Source organism: Gracilibacillus orientalis (assembly GCF_900114645.1).
GTDB classification, from domain to species: domain Bacteria; phylum Bacillota; class Bacilli; order Bacillales; family Amphibacillaceae; genus Gracilibacillus; species Gracilibacillus orientalis.
This window is the reverse complement of sequence record NZ_FOTR01000012.1, coordinates 79,040-96,355: the sequence shown is the minus strand read 5'-3', so window position 1 is coordinate 96,355 and position 17,316 is coordinate 79,040. Positions and strand designations below refer to the sequence as shown.

18 protein-coding genes are annotated in these 17,316 nt (G+C 37.0%); 5 read left to right on the top strand and 13 right to left on the bottom strand.

What is annotated here, in order from left to right; genetic code table 11:
* Positions 1 to 219 precede the first annotated feature (219 nt).
* The 3 genes from BM121_RS18050 to acpS are packed head-to-tail and all read right to left on the bottom strand — an operon-like array spanning position 220 to position 3,219.
* On the bottom strand, positions 220 to 1,239 hold the full coding sequence (locus BM121_RS18050) for a LolA family protein (RefSeq protein WP_091485311.1): 1,020 nt from the start codon (positions 1,237 to 1,239) through the stop codon (positions 220 to 222).
* Positions 1,240 to 1,293: 54 nt separating this feature from the next.
* Entirely contained in the window at positions 1,294 to 2,805 is a 1,512-nt protein-coding gene (locus tag BM121_RS18045) for an NAD(P)H-hydrate dehydratase (protein ID WP_091485310.1), read from the bottom strand.
* A gap of 45 nt (positions 2,806 to 2,850) precedes the next feature.
* Positions 2,851 to 3,219, bottom strand: a complete 369-nt coding sequence (gene acpS / locus BM121_RS18040) for a holo-ACP synthase (RefSeq protein ID WP_091485309.1) — start codon at positions 3,217 to 3,219, stop codon at positions 2,851 to 2,853.
* A 127-nt stretch (positions 3,220 to 3,346) separates the two neighbouring features.
* Here acpS and BM121_RS18035 point away from each other — a divergent pair, with 127 nt between their 5' ends.
* On the top strand, positions 3,347 to 4,105 hold the full coding sequence (locus BM121_RS18035) for a rhomboid family intramembrane serine protease (RefSeq protein ID WP_091485307.1): 759 nt from the start codon (positions 3,347 to 3,349) through the stop codon (positions 4,103 to 4,105).
* Positions 4,106 to 4,123: 18 nt separating this feature from the next.
* Entirely contained in the window at positions 4,124 to 4,567 is a 444-nt protein-coding gene (locus BM121_RS18030; RefSeq protein ID WP_091485305.1) for a hypothetical protein, read from the top strand.
* Between the two features lie 127 nt (positions 4,568 to 4,694).
* On the opposite strand, the gene cshA is transcribed toward BM121_RS18030, so the two are convergent.
* Positions 4,695 to 6,152 (bottom strand): degradosome RNA helicase CshA, encoded by a 1,458-nt coding sequence (cshA, locus tag BM121_RS18025; protein ID WP_091485304.1) that lies wholly within the window; start codon positions 6,150 to 6,152, stop codon positions 4,695 to 4,697.
* Between the two features lie 402 nt (positions 6,153 to 6,554).
* On the opposite strand from cshA, the gene BM121_RS18020 reads away from it, so the two are divergent.
* Positions 6,555 to 7,460: a DMT family transporter gene (locus BM121_RS18020; RefSeq protein ID WP_091485302.1), complete on the top strand. Its 906-nt coding sequence runs from the start codon at positions 6,555 to 6,557 to the stop codon at positions 7,458 to 7,460.
* 590 nt (positions 7,461 to 8,050) lie between these two features.
* On the opposite strand, the gene BM121_RS18015 is transcribed toward BM121_RS18020, so the two are convergent.
* From BM121_RS18015 to BM121_RS17975, 9 genes are all read right to left on the bottom strand, one after another.
* Entirely contained in the window at positions 8,051 to 8,773 is a 723-nt protein-coding gene (locus BM121_RS18015; protein WP_091485300.1) for an alpha/beta hydrolase, read from the bottom strand.
* A gap of 61 nt (positions 8,774 to 8,834) precedes the next feature.
* Entirely contained in the window at positions 8,835 to 9,173 is a 339-nt protein-coding gene (locus BM121_RS18010) for a YppG family protein (protein WP_091485299.1), read from the bottom strand.
* Positions 9,174 to 9,237: 64 nt separating this feature from the next.
* Positions 9,238 to 9,507: a glutaredoxin family protein gene (locus tag BM121_RS22735; RefSeq protein WP_425432261.1), complete on the bottom strand. Its 270-nt coding sequence runs from the start codon at positions 9,505 to 9,507 to the stop codon at positions 9,238 to 9,240.
* A 44-nt stretch (positions 9,508 to 9,551) separates the two neighbouring features.
* Positions 9,552 to 10,025 carry a MarR family winged helix-turn-helix transcriptional regulator gene (locus tag BM121_RS18000; RefSeq protein ID WP_091485295.1) on the bottom strand — a complete coding sequence of 158 codons (474 nt, stop codon included), beginning with the start codon at positions 10,023 to 10,025 and terminating at the stop codon, positions 9,552 to 9,554.
* 58 nt (positions 10,026 to 10,083) lie between these two features.
* Positions 10,084 to 11,505 (bottom strand): hypothetical protein, encoded by a 1,422-nt coding sequence (locus tag BM121_RS17995; RefSeq protein ID WP_091485293.1) that lies wholly within the window; start codon positions 11,503 to 11,505, stop codon positions 10,084 to 10,086.
* Entirely contained in the window at positions 11,502 to 12,188 is a 687-nt protein-coding gene (locus BM121_RS17990; protein WP_091485291.1) for an ABC transporter ATP-binding protein, read from the bottom strand. The genes BM121_RS17995 and BM121_RS17990 overlap by 4 nt, the downstream gene beginning before the upstream one ends.
* A gap of 594 nt (positions 12,189 to 12,782) precedes the next feature.
* Entirely contained in the window at positions 12,783 to 13,103 is a 321-nt protein-coding gene (locus BM121_RS17985; RefSeq protein WP_091485290.1) for a thioredoxin family protein, read from the bottom strand.
* An 80-nt stretch (positions 13,104 to 13,183) separates the two neighbouring features.
* The gene (locus BM121_RS17980) at positions 13,184 to 13,996 is read right to left on the bottom strand and encodes a DUF368 domain-containing protein (RefSeq protein ID WP_091485288.1); all 813 of its coding nucleotides are present in this window, start codon (positions 13,994 to 13,996) and stop codon (positions 13,184 to 13,186) included.
* A gap of 13 nt (positions 13,997 to 14,009) precedes the next feature.
* Positions 14,010 to 15,158: a CapA family protein gene (locus tag BM121_RS17975; protein WP_091485286.1), complete on the bottom strand. Its 1,149-nt coding sequence runs from the start codon at positions 15,156 to 15,158 to the stop codon at positions 14,010 to 14,012.
* A 128-nt stretch (positions 15,159 to 15,286) separates the two neighbouring features.
* On the opposite strand from BM121_RS17975, the gene BM121_RS17970 reads away from it, so the two are divergent.
* Together BM121_RS17970 and BM121_RS17965 are read left to right on the top strand one after the other, a co-directional pair.
* Positions 15,287 to 15,979, top strand: coding sequence for an ABC transporter ATP-binding protein (locus BM121_RS17970; protein WP_091485284.1), 693 nt, complete (start codon positions 15,287 to 15,289; stop codon positions 15,977 to 15,979).
* The gene (locus tag BM121_RS17965; protein ID WP_091485282.1) at positions 15,976 to 17,316 is read left to right on the top strand and encodes an ABC transporter permease; all 1,341 of its coding nucleotides are present in this window, start codon (positions 15,976 to 15,978) and stop codon (positions 17,314 to 17,316) included. The genes BM121_RS17970 and BM121_RS17965 overlap by 4 nt, the downstream gene beginning before the upstream one ends.

Below are 17,316 nucleotides of genomic sequence, written 5' to 3'. Positions count from 1 at the left end.
TAAATTTTTCTCATTTGAACAAGACCTATGCTCTAGTCCCTGTGCTTGTTGTTTCTTCCTTGGAAAAGTGCATCGCTTCCTTGGAATTCTCTTTCTGTTCCTTGGAAATATTCATTTTTCCAAGGAAGAATCATATTTTTCCAAGGAATAGTAAACACGAACATCAAACTTGATGTTCGTGTTTTGTCCTATCTTGTACTTCTGTCCCAGCCGTTTACTTTATTTCATTGCTTCTTCTGTTGACATGGATTTTGCAACTTCCTTCATTTCTTCTTTCGTTAATTGCTCACTTGCTACATAATAATTAACACCTTGGTAATGCCATTCTAATGAGTTATTAGTGAGTGCCCCAACGGTAAAACCTAAGTCTATTGGTTCACCACTTACCATCTCCGGTGCTGCTGTACTTGTCGGAAATACGTCTACTGTCTCTTGAATAATCGTGAAATTTTTATCTCCTTGATACGATAACATCACACGTTTACCATTTTCCCTGTCCATTTGATTTTCTTCTACCAGTTCAGAACCCAAATTTTCAGAAGGGTAAAGCACAGTTAATTGTGTCGGCAAATCTTCTTGTGCCATGACAGGTACCCCAAAAATACTGCTCGTCATGTTTGTTTCCATATCAAATGTATTTTCCGGTAATTCCGGATCTATCTCAAAATTCGTAAATTCTACCTCAACTAGCGCATTCTTATCATTATCTAATACCTTTACTAACACAGGTGCATATGTTTTTTTATCAAAATAAATGGTTTGATATGGGAGGTTACTATTACTTTCATAGCTTGTTTTCGTTTCAAAGACAAAATAACTGTCTGTCACAGTAAATGTGGCATCACTGTCAGCTGCTAAGTCTTTTATTAATGATTGGAAGAGATATGGCTGGCTGTTGTTATCCGGCCATTCACTTTGAAATTTAAAGCTTTTGTTTAAAGCTGGCGTTAATACAAAGACCCCTTCATCATTACGCAAAATAATCTGACTGCTTTCCTCATCATTTTCGTTCTTTAATAATACACGGTAGTAATTTTTTTTCTTATGGGATACCTCAACTCGGTATGCCTGTTTATCTTTTCCTGTATTTAACGTCATCATTGCCTGTGATTGGTAAGAACTCATATTCTCTGCCATACCTTCCAGTTTCTCCACAACATCGTCTTTAGACTTTTCCCCACAAGCCGTTAAAACAATAAGCAATAAAATACCGATTACTATACTTTTATATTTTTTCATCGCGACATCTCTCCTTTGTCTCATCTGAGTGGACAAAGGGAACACGATCACACGTTAAGACAATGTACGAAATACTTGCGATAGTCCTTCGATCACATCGGTAGCTAACAAATCCATTTCTGTATGGTCCGTTTCCACCAGATAATCCGCAGATTTACCATGAAGATAACAACCATTCGCAAGGGCTGGTAGCAATTCTTTATGCTGCATGATCATCGTCAATAAAATCCCTGACAGCACGTCACCAGTCCCACCTTTGGCTAAGCCGGCATTGCCCTGATCACTGATAATTTGTTCTCCATTTGGTGCTGTAATAACGGTATGTCTACCTTTTAACACCACATAGACTTGATATTTTTCAGCAAACTGCCTAGAGATAGAAAAAGGCGACCGCTTCACTTTTGGAACAGTTGTATCTGTCAACATGGCCATTTCTCCATAATGTGGTGTAATCACAATCGGTGCTTCGTGTTGCAATTGTGTTTCCAATAATGGTTTTAACTGATACAGACTATCTGCATCAATAAGTAATGGCTTGTCTAGTTTTTCGATTAAATCGGATAAAAGTTGCGATTCATCACGTCCGACGCCCATACCAACCGCAATAGCATCTATTTGTTCAAAGGCTTCAAGGTCACGGTCTGTTAATCGATCCGTTAGGTTTGGCAATAGGTGATACGTAGCTTCTATACAACTACTCGACACGATCGGGAGATTCTCCTTCACTGTTGCAACGGTTATGAGTCCCGCTCCTGAACGGAGTGCTGCTCTTGCAGCTAGCACAATAGCTCCCGGCATCGTCAGCTGACCACCAATGACTAAACCTCTACCATTAGTTCCTTTGTGCGCATACTTATTACGTTTTGGAAAAGTTGCTCGGACATTTTTTTTGCACCATCTTTGTCTCGATGTATGCTCAAAATATGCCGCTTGTGGTACGCCGATTTTCACCGTTTCCCATTCACCATAGTAAATGCTGGTATCTTCACAAAAAACCGTTTCTTTTGGAGCTTCAATGATATACGTTTGATCTGCTTGAATGGCAAGATCAACCTCGATACCATCATTTGCTGGTAAGCCACTCGGAATATCAACTGATATTTTGGTGATTGGTAAATGATTGATTACATCGATCATACTTCGAATCGGCTCTCGAATCGCTCCAGAAACTCCTATCCCCAGAATCGCATCAATTACCATATCAAAATCTACTAATCTTTGCTTCAACTGATGCGAATCTGTTACATGGGCCAGCTTGTCTGACGTGTTTAACCACAATTGCTTATAAAAAGCTGCATCCCCTTTAATTTTATGATCTGCTACTAATTGAAAAACTGTAACGTTATATCCGTATTCTGCTAAATAACGCGCAATAACAAAACCATCACCGCCATTATTTCCACTACCAACAACAATTGCCAGCTTTCGATTGGTATTATAGGCTTGAATTATCTGCTGAGCTACCTGTGATCCGGCATTTTCCATTAGAACCTTGCCTTCGATTCCCCCTTTTTCTATCGCATAACGATCTATTTCGTACATTTCCTCCGCGGTTACGATGTACATCTTGTTCCCTCCTACCCGCACTAAAATAGTATGAGACAACCTCTCTTAATATGCAGATTCACTTTCAATTATTACTTGTGACACTGCATAATCTTCACTGTGGGAGATTGATATAAAGCATGTCTCAGCAGTTAAAACTTTTGATTTTAAAACAGGTGCACCATTTTTGTGATTGGTAATTTCAATATCTAAAAAACTTAACTGCCCCATTCCGGTCCCTCTTGCTTTAGAAAAAGCTTCCTTAGCTGCAAATCTTCCCGCAACAAATTCTATTTTTCTTTTATTCGATTGGAGATTCTCCAACAATTCTTTTTCACTTTTTGTTAATATCCGTTCTAACAATTTCGGTTGACGTTCTACCATCTCTTTAATACGCCGTAATTCAATGATATCTATTCCAATTCCTTTTATCATTCTTATCACTCCATTTATATGATAAGTATAGCCTAATTACCCAGATATTTAAAACGGGGAATTCTACTGTTAATATCATTCATAGTTATGCTAAAATATAAGCAATTAACCATAAAAGGGGATTACTATGTTTCTACGCACGGAAAGTTTTCGAGGTTTTTTACAATTTTATCCTGTTGTTTCTGCGATTGTCGCCTTTCAAATTATTATTTGGCTAATCGTTGGCTTAGTTCCTGGTTTAGGTGAATGGATTTATACAATGGGGGTTGGTTCGAATCTTATGATTAGCCAAGGTGAATATTGGCGATTAGTTACACCCATTTTTCTTCATGCTGGTTTCGGTCATATCATTTTCAATTCCTTTTCACTGATTTTATTTGCACCAGCTTTAGAACAAATGCTAGGGAAAATAAAGTTTTTAGTTGTTTATTTTGTCGCTGGGATTGCTGCAAATATTCTTACTTATCTTGTAGAACCGAGTCCTTACTATTTACATGTAGGAGCTTCAGGTGCGATTTTCGGTTTGTTCGGGTTATATTTATTCATGGTCTTTTTTGAAAAGAGGTTAATCGATCCACAAAACGCACGACTGATCTTGATTATTTCCGTTATCGGATTAGTTATGACATTTTTCCGATCGAATATTAATGTCGCAGGTCATTTATTCGGATTTATTGCTGGATTTGCTATTGGCCCGGTTATCTTAAAAAATGCGCAACCATTCTCTCCATGGAAAAATAGACGAAAAGTAAAAGATAACGATCTCGGATTTGATCCTAATCGTTGGAACAAAAAACGTTATCGTTACAAACCCTATTTAAAGCCCATTTTATTTGGATTATTGATCATCTTAGTTTTACTCGGAGTAATTTCTGGTCTGTTTTAACCGAAAGGAGAATGTATCTTGATAGCAGTTTGGCTATTCACGGTATCATCAGTGCTTGCTGGTTTAGGTATTTTATTTGCCTTCAAGCGACTGATGAGAGGATTATCTTATCGAATTAAACGAAATGAATTTCATTTTAAAGGTCTGCAAAAAGATCAAATACGTTTTTTAATTCAAGTTGGTTTAATCGAAGCGATTCCAATATTTATGATCATTTTAGGCTTTATGTTTATGGGAGAAGAAAGCTTGTCAATTGCTAGTTTAATTGTACCATTGCTTATTATTTTAGCAGTAATTGTTTTCTGTTTCCTACAAATTCAAAAAATAAAAGCAGAAGTGATGGAAGTAGCATCCAACTTAAATGCAGAAGAACTAAGCTATGTAAAATCGCTATCCTTTATCGGCTATATGACCGTATTAGGCATTCCTATTTTAGCGATTGTAGCGATATTTTTAGTGTGAAGGGTGTAGATTGAGGGCTAATTCAATATCTTGATTTTATGTTACAGTCCAAAATATAAAGCAAAAGTCCGTAGCTATACATAGCAACGGACTTTTTTGTGATAATTCGGACTGTGAATCTGCCCTTTTATCTATTACTATTACTGTTACGTTTGTTTTGGAATTTGCGGTTACGGCCACCGCCACCCTGTTTTCCTTTGCGACCAAACCCACGTTTATCATTTCTAAACTTTTTGTTATTACCTTTATTGTTCGATGATTTAACACTTACCGGTTGAACAGAAGTTAAGGTAACTGGTGTTTGTCTTCTTTCTTTGGTTAGCATTTTTAATGCTGCTGCGACAACTGTTGCGGAATCATATTCGTTAAGAATTTCGCTTGCTGTCTCACGGTAATCCTGCAGTTCTTTTTTCTCAATCATTCTCATTAATTTTTGTACCGTTAATTGTTGTTGGCCTCGTTTTGCTTCGTCATAACTAGGCGGTGTCAAACGTTTAATTTTACCTTTGGTAACTTTTTCAATTAAATGTAAGTGAGGAACTTCCCTTGGTGTAATAAATGAAATAGCCTCGCCCATTTTTCCAGCACGACCTGTACGCCCGATACGGTGTACATAGCTTTCCGGATCTTGTGGAATATCAAAGTTATATACGTGTGTTACACCCGAAATATCTAACCCGCGTGCAGCCACGTCAGTTGCTACCAAAATTTCAATGCGACCGAATTTGAATTTTTTCAATACAGAAGTACGTTTACCTTGTGTTAAGTCACCGTGGGTTCCTTCCGCACTAAAGCCTCGAGCTTGCAGACCTTCTGTTAATTCATCGACACGCTTTTTCGTACGACCAAAAATGATTGCCAATTCAGGTACGTGAATATCTAACAAGTTTGTTAGTGTATCGAATTTTTGTTTCTCATGTACTTCCACGAAGTATTGATCAATATTCGAAACCGTCATTTCTTTTGATTTTACTTTTACCTCTTCAGGTTGTTTCATCAATGTTGACGCAATATCACGAATTTCTTTTGGCATCGTTGCAGAGAACAGTAATGTTTGTTTGTCTTCCGGAATCGCCTTTAAGATATCACGAATATCATCGATAAAGCCCATATTCAACATTTCATCTGCTTCATCTAGTACAGCAGTGTGTACTTGATCGACACGAATTGTACGACGACGTAAATGATCTAACAATCGACCTGGTGTTGCCACAACAATATGTGGGCGATCCTTTAACGCTTTAATTTGGCGTTCCATATGCTGACCACCATAAACAGGCAGTGTACGAACACCTTTAAACTTCGCTAATTTATGCATTTCTTCTGATACCTGTATTGCTAATTCTCTTGTAGGTGCAACGATTAACCCTTGAATTTTACGTTCTTTAGGGTCAATTTTTTCGATCATCGGAATACCAAAGGCTGCTGTTTTACCAGTACCAGTTTGGGCCTGTCCGATTACATCTTTGCCTTCCATCCCTAACGGAATCGTTTGGGCTTGAATTGGTGTTGCCTCTTCAAATCCCATGTTCTCTAATGCTTTCATAATTGACGCTGAAATTCCTAATTCATTAAAATTTGTCACTATTAATTTCTACTCCTTTTTTTCACTATATAAATCTCATCTTTATTATCATTTTTTCGTCGTTATTAACAGTGTATCCAAGTTATACTATCTACATTAAAAAATAGGCACAAAGTAGGATAAGCTACCTTCTATAAATGTCGTTATCGTAAGAAATCTTGACGCTGACTAAGATACATACGAATAACAATGAAAAAAAGCCTTCCTCCACATTTGGAAGAGGCTTATAAATGACCACTCAATGGATTACTACATCATAACACACTCTTCATGTTAATTCTATATAATATTTCGTATCGTTTCAAACATTTGAATTTTTCCTGGATAGATATTATTAGGATTTCCTAAAATAATTGTTATACTTAAGAAAAAGAGTGATTTTTAACTATTGTAGGTGATGTTGTGAATAAGTACTCTATTTCATATTTAGCGATTATCATTGGTGTGATCTCTGTTTCTACTGCCGCGGTACTCGTCAAGTTAGCCTCAGAAGTTCCTTCGGCCGTAACAGCCAATTACCGTTTGTTATTTGCAGCAATTATACTGTTACCATATATTCTCTTGAAAAGAAGAGATGAATTAAAAAAATTAGCTAAAAGAGAATGGATATTAACGATAGTAGCTGGTATCAGTTTGGCGATACATTATATTGTCTGGTTCGAATCATTTCAATATACATCTGTAGCTAGTTCTACTGTGATCGTGACATTACAACCTATTTTTGCTTTTATTGGTACATATCTGTTCTTTCATGAACGTTTTTCTGCCGGTACCGTGATTAGCATGCTTATTGCCATTTTCGGTGGTGTTATTATTACATGGGGAGATTTTCAGATAGCTGGTGAAGCTCTTTATGGCGATTTTCTGGCATTGTTAGGTGCCTTGTTTATTACGATTTACTTTTTACTTGGCCAAGGTGTACGGACGAAAGTTTCAGTCATGAGTTATACATTCATCGCTTACAGTATTGGTGCACTAGCGATTATTATCTATAATATCTCTGTGTCGAATCCTTTAACAGGCTACGATTCGAATGAATGGCTGATCTTCCTCTGTCTTGCCGTTGTCCCAACGATTTTGGGACTGAATTTACTGAACTGGGCATTAAAATGGGTGAGCACATCCGTTATTTCAATGGGGATCCTTTTTGAACCAATCGGTGCATCATTACTCGCCTACATCATCCTAAACGAACTCATTACCTGGTCACAATGGCTAGGAGGAACTATTGTCATCTTCGGCTTGCTCCTGTTCATCGCTAGCACTAGGAGAAAACGCAAAATGAAAATAACCATCGACCACAGCTAAGCTGGACAAGCGACATTACACTAATTACCTAGATGCGAAGTAGTGAAAATCTGTCTTGGTGTAGCTTCCTTCCATTCTGACTTAAGATGAGTGCTTTAAAACGCTCCGGCAGAATACTGCGCTTTTACCCAAGGGCACAAGTGCAACATCTACTCAAGCAAAGATCGCTTTCGTAGTGTTTTCTATGCCGTCGGGCTCGGCTTTAGCTAACTATGCAAAGAAGACCACTTTGCATAGTAGATCTTCAGCTTTCGCTGTCCCACAGGAGTCTCCATATTCTGCCTCCGCTGATTTTAGTGTTCTGATGATTAGAAGAATCGAACTCATGGAACTATATTCTTTGGATTTCCTGTCTTTTTAACAAAACACTATTCTAAGCTGCGGAAAAATACGACACTCCTGTGGGAAAGGAACAGTCTGAAGACCCCGCAGTGAGCGTTCTTTGCTCGCGAGGAGGCTGAAGCGTTCCCCACGGAAAGGGAGTGTTTTTCCGCAGCGTTGGACTAGCACTCATCTCCAACAAAATGGGAGGAAGAACACAAGAGTTACTTCGCAGTTTATGGTTTCTGTACATAAAAGAACGCGATTTACTAATCCACAGTAGATCGCGTTCTTTCTTCTTTAATTAAAAATTGATAGACTGCATCGATGACAACATCTTTATCCTCACCAAGACAAATTAGATGCTTCGAATCATGATAATAAATGATCTCCGCGTCTACTGGTATTTCCTTGTCCAAATAATGTACCGCTGTATACGGCACCAGACCATCCTGTATTCCTTGTGCTATAAAAACAGGACAATGAATTTCCTGCAAATATGGTTTGGTAAACTTCATGCATTTCAGAAACTCTCGGATTGCCTTCACGGGAACAGTACCATATTTCTTTCGGTAATGATTAAACAAATGATCATCTTTTAACTTTCGTCTTACTGCTTTTTGTGCAAAGTTCACTAGGTCAACACTTATCCGCGGAATACTAATATACTTTCTCGACGTAGACAGCAAGACTAACTTCTTACAAGTGTACTTTGCTGCCAAGTAAGCTGCAATCATTCCTCCCATAGAAAAACCGACCAAATAAATCTCATCATGATCTTCTTTCAATGTCAGATAGGCTTGTTCCGCTTCTTTAACCCAATCTTTATAGGATACATCTAAAAGATCTAGATCTCTTCCCTCACCTAATCCGTGTCCAGGTAAACTAGGTGTTACTACCTGCCAGTCTGTATGTTTCTCTATATAAAAAGCAAGTGGTTCCACTTCATATGGACCACCAGTAAACCCATGAATCACAAGACACGCAGTCATCAGTTGGCTACCCCCTATCATAATAGAAATCCTTGCCACATTCGACAAGGATCATTTTACATTATTTCTGAAAAGTTTTTAATATATTTCCGACGTTCTTAAATAAAGGTGATACCTGTTGATAAGTGTTCGCAAATTGGTTAACAGTATGAAACACTTTATCCAAATCCATTTCCCCATTTTTATTTTGAAAATAGTGCAACATCGAATTGTTTTGTTTCCCTAAAAAGGAAGGCGTAGGTGTTTCGAACCCATCATATGGATTTGGAACCAACGGCTTTTGATAATATTGAAATGGTGTCATCGGCATCGGTGATGTATTTGTTGGCGGCTGATAGGGATACATCCCCTGCTGATATTGATTTTGATAATTAGAAAAGCCATTATATCTGTAATCCATTTTCTCCCCTCCATCTGCTATTTTTGTAATAGCCTATGCAGAAAAAGAGGAATTTGTTCACCTATCATCTAAGTAATTGTTTTATCTTGCCTTGCTGAAAACCTATGATACGGTAATAATTATCGATAATAATTGTAGGTGTTATATAAATGTTCTCTTGTTGTAACTGCCGTAAATTTTCTTTATTTACGGTTGTATTTTTTTTATTAAACGAAATGTTAAGTTCTGATAAATAATTAACAAGTTGATCACATTCAGTACAATTATCACTAATATATACGTCTATCAGGTGTTTTTTCACGTGGGTAATCCCCCTCTCAACTATCCTATTCATAGTTAAATTTACCCACCCGAAACAACATCTAAACATACTATCTATTATGATTTGCCAGAAAAATCATCTGCGTACATTCCTAGTTTTTTCAATAATGGAATAGCTGCTACTTTCTCTTCTTCATTTAAGCCAGCAGTTATTGCTTCAATTTGTTTCCAGTGTTCCGGGAATATATCATTTAATAATTGTTGCCCTTCTTCTGTAATCGACGCAAAGGTGATTCTCCTGTCATTTGGACACGGTGTTCGTTTCACTAATTCTTTTTTCTCTAATTTATCTACTACATATGTAATACTTCCACTTGCTAATAAGATTTTATCACCTATTTTTTGCAAAGGTTGTTCTCCCTGATGATATAGTAATTCCAACACACCAAAATCTGTTGTATTTAAGCCATGACTTCTAATATCTTTTGCTACCTGATCAGCCACCGAGCGATAAGCCTTCGATAGTACAACAAACAATTTCAGGGAAGGGTCTTGCTTTTTCTTTAAATATTCGTTTCTCTTTTGATCCATCCCTTTCATCCTCTCTCAATATCTATATATGAATGGTATTATATGCAAACAAGTAGAACTAGTCAATTTTCAATGGAAAATAATGTTTCTTTGCAATCCAGTATAATAATATAATCGTTAAATAACTAATAGTAAAAGGATATAATAAACTAACAGCCATTCCAACATAAGTTAATATACCTATAACCTGATCGAAATAAGCAGGTTGAAACCTTTTTTTATCTAATGCTTTTACTTTCCTCTCTATCTCACAATCTAATAAAAAGAATAGTGCAACTACAATGAATAAAAGTTGGGCTACTAACCACCAACTCCATGTATTAGCAAGTAAGACAGCCACTGAAATTATCACCATTATCATTATACTTAATATGGATACTATCTGCCAAAAAGCAGTGGTTATTACTTTCATATTCCAAGGAATACTGTGAAACAACTTATCTTTAAAAATCTCACTAAAAAAACTTACTGTTAGCTTAACAAAAATAAAAACGGATAACATGATAGCAATTCCCTGTAGCAATGGCCCTTCTCTTAATGATAACACAATCATAATTGCTAAAATCGAAAACATCATCATATAGATAATATGGACTTCCTGATTGATACTTCGCCTCCATAATTTCCGCATTAGTTTAGCAGGTTGCTGATAAGGAAACGGCAACTTTGCTTTCTTTGATGTGAAAAGTGTTTGTAAAAAGTAGTTTCTTCGTTGTTGTTTTACTTGATCCATTCTACTCATGTGATTGATAAAAAACATATTCCACTCTTTACTGTCACTTTTCTCAATCACTTGCATCCAATTGATTTTTTTCAATCTTCGTGGCCATATCCACACATTTAGGCCAAATAGCAAGATGATCAATATCCAGACAGATTCCGCGTTTAACTCAAATAACACGAAAGCCAGCCTGATTACTCCAATGCTTAAAACACCCAACAGATAGACCCCGATTTTTTTAAAGCCTTGTATCTGAAAAAAGTACCATTGGGGTATGACCGTTAATAAAAATACAGATAGGATTACTCCATACCATTTAATTAGAAATAATGAAGAAAAAGGGGTTATCAAAACCAGTAGCATGATTAGCAAACTTAACACAACAAACCGCTTTTTAATTACAATCCACAAAGAATATAACCATATATTCCTTATCGAAAAAGGAAGTGATGTTAACTTCCACTCTGCACTTGTAATGTTTATCGATGGATGCTGAAAGGAAAGGGCAATCATCCCGAATATCAAACCGATTACTATAAGCGGAAAAAATGATTCGATATTTGCTTGATATTCTAGAAAAACAGCTTCCAACTGTTTTAAACTGTCATATGCAATAAATAAAAACATAATCGCAAATAAACCAGTATAAATAGTTATAGTCAAATCAAATGCCACACCAAAGGCTAATTTGTATAATTTTTGCTTTTTTCGTAAGCGACTCTTTTTTAGAAATCGCATCAAATGAATGGTTGATTTCATTCTGTTCCTCTCCTTGATAATGAGTGGAAATCTTCTATCAACCCATGTTCTGCAACATGCCCCTGATGTAGCATAATATATGTATCTGCCAACTCTTCCATTCGCTCTAATTGATGCGAGGTAAGGAGTATACTTGTTCCCTTTTTAGCCTTTTCGACCAACATTTCCTGAAGATCTTGAGCTGCATGAACATCTAAGCCCATAAAAGGTTCATCAATTAATAATAAAGGGACATCTGGTAATAATGCACAAATGGTTTGGACTTTTTGTCGCATACCTTTGGACAAGGATTCTGGGTATTCATTCAATTTATCTGTTATTTCGAATTGTTCTGAAAGCTCCTGTGCACGTTTCGTAAACGTTTTTTCATCAAGTTGATAGCTTTGACCATATAATTGAAAATGTTGCATCGTTGTTAGTTCAGGTAATAAAAATGGTTCTTCCGGTATATAAGCAAGTTGTCTTTTAAATCTGACAAATGATTGGTCTTGATCTACTTTATTTAGGATAATGGTGCCTTCTTTTTTGTCTTGCCAACCCATAATGGTTTTCATAACGGTTGATTTCCCAGCACCATTATGACCTATCAATCCTACGATACTTCCTTCTTCTACGGAAAATTCAACATCTTCAAGGATCGTTTCTTTCCCGATTTCGACCTGTAGTTGCTTAACTTCTAACATAAGAATCCCCCCATTTCTTATATACGATAAATGTTGTCAAAAGGTTTCTACAATTGAAATTATATACAAATCATTTTAAACATTAAAAACTCAGATTCTCTGCCTTTCTAATTCGTAATAGATACAAACTGCGCAATAATGAAATTCATCTTGGTATAGCTTCCTCCCCTTCTGATTAATGATGGGTGCTTGGAAACGCTCCAGCAGAATACTGCGCTAATTTTCGTGTTCTGATGATTATTAGAAGAATTGAACTCATGTAACTATATTCTTTGGATTTCCTGTCTTTTTAACAGAACACTATTCTAAGCTGCGGAAAAATACGACACTCCTGTGGGAAAGGAACAGTCTGAAGACCCCGCAGTGATGCGCCTGTGTCTTCTAGTAATGCTTCGAAGTATGCTTCCTCGGCGCAAGGGAACAAAGAAGTTATTCAAGTAGTCCCCTGGCTGAAGCGTTCCCCATGGAAAGGGAGTGTTTTTCCGCAGCGTTGGACTAGCTACTCATCTCCAACAAAATGGGAGGAAAATACAAAATTACTTCGCTGTTTATGTATTTCAGATATAAAAAGAGAGACAGTGTTCATACTGTCTCTTAGCCTAGTTCTTCTTGCAGGAACTCTAATACATCGTCTGGTGTTTTGGTATATGCACTGTGACGGTGTGCAAGTTTTTCTCCGTTTTGGAAAATAAGTAAGCTTGGTATACCCATCACATCATACTTTTCTGCTAACCCTTGTACTTCGTCACTATTTATCTCATACCAACCAAATGTATTATATTGCTCTAAAATATCACCAATAAACATATCCATACGCTTACAGTCTGGACACCAGTCTGCAAAAAATTTAATAATAACTGGGTCTTTTGAAGCGATAATCTCATTAAATTGATCTTCAGTTTTAATGGCTTCCATTATGCATTCTCCTTTTATTTAAATGGTTCTTTACTTTAATAAACGCTAGCATGAACATAGTTTGAAAGCAACTATTCTGTTTATCGATACTCCACTCTGCCTAATAAGTAAGCAAAAAGAAGACCACCTGCAAAAGTAACAACACACATCATCGTCCCCATCATACTAGCGGGCCATCCTGGGAAAATGACAAAGACTGAACCAATCACCATGCCAATCACCAGAGCATACGTAGCAACCGGAAACGAAGCTAGAAAATAATGAATCACTTTACTCATCAATACAATTCCTAATAGAATACCTACTCCGACAGTTAAAATAACAACGAAATCTAAATTTTTTATCGCACTAATAATCGTAGTATAAGAGCCTATCACATATAAAAGGAAGGAACCGCTAATCCCCGGTAATATCATTGCAGAACTTGCTATAAATCCCGAAGCAAACAGCCAGAGGTATGTAGATGTTTCAAATTGTGTAACCACTTCAGGTTCTCCCGTTTGAAAAAAGACCATAGAGCCAACGATACAGGCGCCAATCAATACCAGCAATATATGATTTCCTTTAAACATTTTTTTTGCATTCGACTTTTGAAACAGAAAAGGTAACACACCTATAATTAGACCCAAAAAGGCAAATTGTGTTTGTTTTGGATAGTGTTCAAACAACCATTCAATTAAGCCAGCCAATAGAAATACAGCTGTCAGAACACCTACACCTAGTGGGATTAAAAACATTAGATGCTTCTTAAAATCCTTACTAAAAAACCCATTCACCGCCTCAATTAGCCGGTCATAAATCCCTAATACAACAGCAATCGTACCACCACTAACACCTGGCACAACATCACTTGCTCCCATTAACATACCTCGATAAATATTTCTCCATTCCATGCTCGATTCTCCCTTATTCTATAAACTGCAGATCTTCTATATTTTGTGATAGATGTTCTTTTATTTCAGCCAGATGGTCAGATGCATCGGGCAACTGTTGATCTGAGACATCCTTTAGCGGTAATACTTGAACATCTGTCATGGTATCACTGATCATATCAAACTGAACAAACGTCGGCAAAAAAGACGGGGAATGTACCTTCACCTGTGTTCCATCTTTTTTAATTGAAAACTGTAAAATGCCACCGATTCTCTTATATAGTTCGTATTGACCAGAAAGGAAATTTCCTAACGAGTAGGCAACTAATGTTTGATTACCGTCTTTCCCCTCCAACCAATCTAACGGCTGCAGAACATGTGGGTGATGGCCAATCACTACATCCGCACCAAGATCAGCAGCAAATTGTGCTAAATCTGTTTGTTGTTGATTTGGTAATCGCTGATATTCCTCCCCAAAATGATAACTAACGATCGTAACATCCGCTTGCTCCTCTGCTTCTGTTACTTCCCGTTCTATTTGCTCTCGGTCGATTAAGTTTACTAAATAATCCTTCCCATCTGGAACCGGAATACCGTTTGTACCATATGTATAGCTTAGAAAAGCTACCGAAATATCTTCCTCGGTTTCTATAACTCTTAAAGTACGCTGATCTTCCTCACTGTTAAAGCTTCCCGTATAATGCATACCTATCTCTTCATAATAATTGGTCGCATTATATATGGCTTCTTCACCTCTATCCAACGTATGATTATTTGCCATTGTTACCACATCAACACCGACTTTCTTTAAATCCTCTCCTAATTCAAACGGACTGTTGAATTGAGGATAGGTAGATAAGCCAATCTCTTCCCCACCCATGATTGTTTCTTGGTTCGCCATGGTGATATCTGGTTGTTTTAAATATTCCTTTACCGGTTCTAACATGGATAAGAAGTCATACCTTTCCCCATTCCATCCATCATCATATACCCGAGCGTGAATCAAAATATCCCCAATCGCTGCTATAGAAATTTCATGTTCAAATAAATTTATATCTGTGTCTTTTGTTGGTCTGTCTATTTCATTCGTATGGTGGGAGTGCCCTTGATACTCCTGTTGTCCCTCACACCCTGCTATGATCAAAAATAATATTATCAATAAAGCGGTACACACATTTTTCATATGAAAACTCCTCTAGGAAGACTCATTTTATTTTAACATAAAAAAATATTATTTATTGTCACAAAAATGAAGTAATGAAAGATTTTCATTCGTCAATTACTAGTGAAGGGAAAAAAGGAGGATAAAAAATGATTGAAGCAAAAGACATCAACCATACATTTTTATTAGGAAAAAAACAAAACGAAACCGCTCTTCAAGTATTAACAAACATTTCATTTTCTGTAGCCAAAGGAGATATTCTGGCGATAACGGGAAAAAGCGGTTCTGGAAAATCGGCCTTATTGAATATCATTGCCGGATTTATGAAACCGACTAGCGGATCAGTCTGGGTCAAGGAGAAAAATGTAACTAATTTTAGTGAAGGGGAATTCGCAGATTTTCGTTTAGATAATATCGGATTTATCTTTCAAAACTTTCAATTGATTCCAAGTATGACAGCCTATGAAAACATAGAATTGCCATTGGTATTAAAAGGGCTGCCAGAAAAAGAGCGAAAAGAAAGAACGGAACAAACATTGGAAAAAGTCGGTCTTTCAAATTACCATCAGCATTATCCCAGTGAATTGTCTGGCGGCCAGCAGCAACGGGTAAGTATCGCAAGAACGCTCGTAATAGAACCGCCTATTATTCTAGCCGATGAACCAACAGGTAGTTTAGACAGTGAAACCGAACAAGAAGTTTTAGATTTGATTACAGGATTAAATAAAGACTTAGGCATTACATTTTTAATGATCACACATGATGAAGAAGTTGCCCGAATTGCTTCGAAAAAAATCCATATTCATGATGGGGAGATTGTAAAGGAGGAAGTTAGTGCATGAATTTTAAAGATCAATGGCGATTTGTCCGCAGTAATATGAAACGGAGCAAATCACGAATATTTATGACGGTACTGGCCACTGCAATGGGGGTAACATTCTTAATTGTTTTAGCCTCTGTTGGATTTGGTTTACACAGCACCTTAATTGCCGATATCCTTCAAGATCGCTCGGTCACGCAAATGCAAATATCCGGAATCGAAAATGATGATGGCTATGCACCGATTACGGATGAAGAAATTGCTGAACTGGAAAAAATAGATGGTATGAATGCTGTCACAAGACAACAAAGGTTAAGACAGACACCTCGATTTAGTATCGATGATTACAATGGAAGCACAGAAACAGTAGTAACCCACTTTCCATCAGAATTAAAGGCTGGTATGGAGTTGGCAGAAGGTGATTTACCAGAGAAATCTTACGAAGTAGTCGTCGGCCCACATTTTATTGAAAATATTTTTCCGAAAGATCTTCCAGCAGATGCGGAAATTTATGATAAAGAAGGTATGTTAAATGAAGATTATAAATATGATGAATCACTCGTCGGTAAAGAGATTGAAATGGTTGTCGAGCAAAATGTGGATAACGAAATCAAAGAACATACGATCACACTAACAATTACTGGTATTGTCGAACCCCCTGCAAAGAATTGGTTACAGGATCAGCAAGTATATATATCTGAAGAAGTTTTAGCTGACGTGGAGGCATTTACCGAAACCTCAAGAGGAGCGGTTATATCTGAAGATCAGCCAACTTCTGGTGAAGAGGTAGAAGGTTATGATAACGTATATGGGTATGCTGATTCATTGGAAGAAATACAGGCAATAATGGATGATTTAACAGAAAAAGACTACATGGTTTACTCAGCAGCGAGTGAACTAGAATCCTTAAATTCCGTTTTTACCATTGCCAAAGCCGGTCTTATTTTTATTGGAACAATCGCCATTCTTATAGCATCCATTGGTATCTTTAACACAATGACAATGGCTGTCACCGAAAGATCATCTGATATCGGGATTATGAAAGCGATCGGAGCACATCCTAAAAAAATTAAGCAGATATTCTTACTGGAAAGTAGTTATATCGGGTTACTTGGTGCAGTAATAGGTACCGTAGTAGCTTTTGTCATTAGTATTCTCCTAAACATTGGTTTACCAAGGATCATTGAATCTGCTTTTGGACAAGAGTTACCTGAAGGGTTTCAATTTTCAAGTATCCCTCCTTCGTTGATTCTTATTTCAGTTGTAATTTGTTTAATTGTGACGATTATATCTGGATTAAAGCCTGCCAAGCGTGCTACTGAAATTGATGTCTTAAAAGCGATGAGAAGAGAGATGTAG

Coding starts and splice junctions, on each gene's coding strand:
- BM121_RS18050 (WP_091485311.1), bottom strand. CDS start 1,239: ATGAAAAAATATAAAAGTATAGTAATCGGTATTTTATTGCTTATTGTT.
- BM121_RS18045 (WP_091485310.1), bottom strand. CDS start 2,805: ATGTACATCGTAACCGCGGAGGAAATGTACGAAATAGATCGTTATGCG.
- acpS (WP_091485309.1), bottom strand. CDS start 3,219: ATGATAAAAGGAATTGGAATAGATATCATTGAATTACGGCGTATTAAA.
- BM121_RS18035 (WP_091485307.1), top strand. CDS start 3,347: ATGTTTCTACGCACGGAAAGTTTTCGAGGTTTTTTACAATTTTATCCT.
- BM121_RS18015 (WP_091485300.1), bottom strand. CDS start 8,773: ATGACTGCGTGTCTTGTGATTCATGGGTTTACTGGTGGTCCATATGAA.
- BM121_RS18010 (WP_091485299.1), bottom strand. CDS start 9,173: ATGGATTACAGATATAATGGCTTTTCTAATTATCAAAATCAATATCAG.
- BM121_RS22735 (WP_425432261.1), bottom strand. CDS start 9,507: ATGAATAGGATAGTTGAGAGGGGGATTACCCACGTGAAAAAACACCTG.
- BM121_RS18000 (WP_091485295.1), bottom strand. CDS start 10,025: ATGGATCAAAAGAGAAACGAATATTTAAAGAAAAAGCAAGACCCTTCC.
- BM121_RS17995 (WP_091485293.1), bottom strand. CDS start 11,505: ATGAAATCAACCATTCATTTGATGCGATTTCTAAAAAAGAGTCGCTTA.
- BM121_RS17990 (WP_091485291.1), bottom strand. CDS start 12,188: ATGTTAGAAGTTAAGCAACTACAGGTCGAAATCGGGAAAGAAACGATC.
- BM121_RS17985 (WP_091485290.1), bottom strand. CDS start 13,103: ATGGAAGCCATTAAAACTGAAGATCAATTTAATGAGATTATCGCTTCA.
- BM121_RS17980 (WP_091485288.1), bottom strand. CDS start 13,996: ATGGAATGGAGAAATATTTATCGAGGTATGTTAATGGGAGCAAGTGAT.
- BM121_RS17975 (WP_091485286.1), bottom strand. CDS start 15,158: ATGAAAAATGTGTGTACCGCTTTATTGATAATATTATTTTTGATCATA.
- BM121_RS17970 (WP_091485284.1), top strand. CDS start 15,287: ATGATTGAAGCAAAAGACATCAACCATACATTTTTATTAGGAAAAAAA.
- BM121_RS17965 (WP_091485282.1), top strand. CDS start 15,976: ATGAATTTTAAAGATCAATGGCGATTTGTCCGCAGTAATATGAAACGG.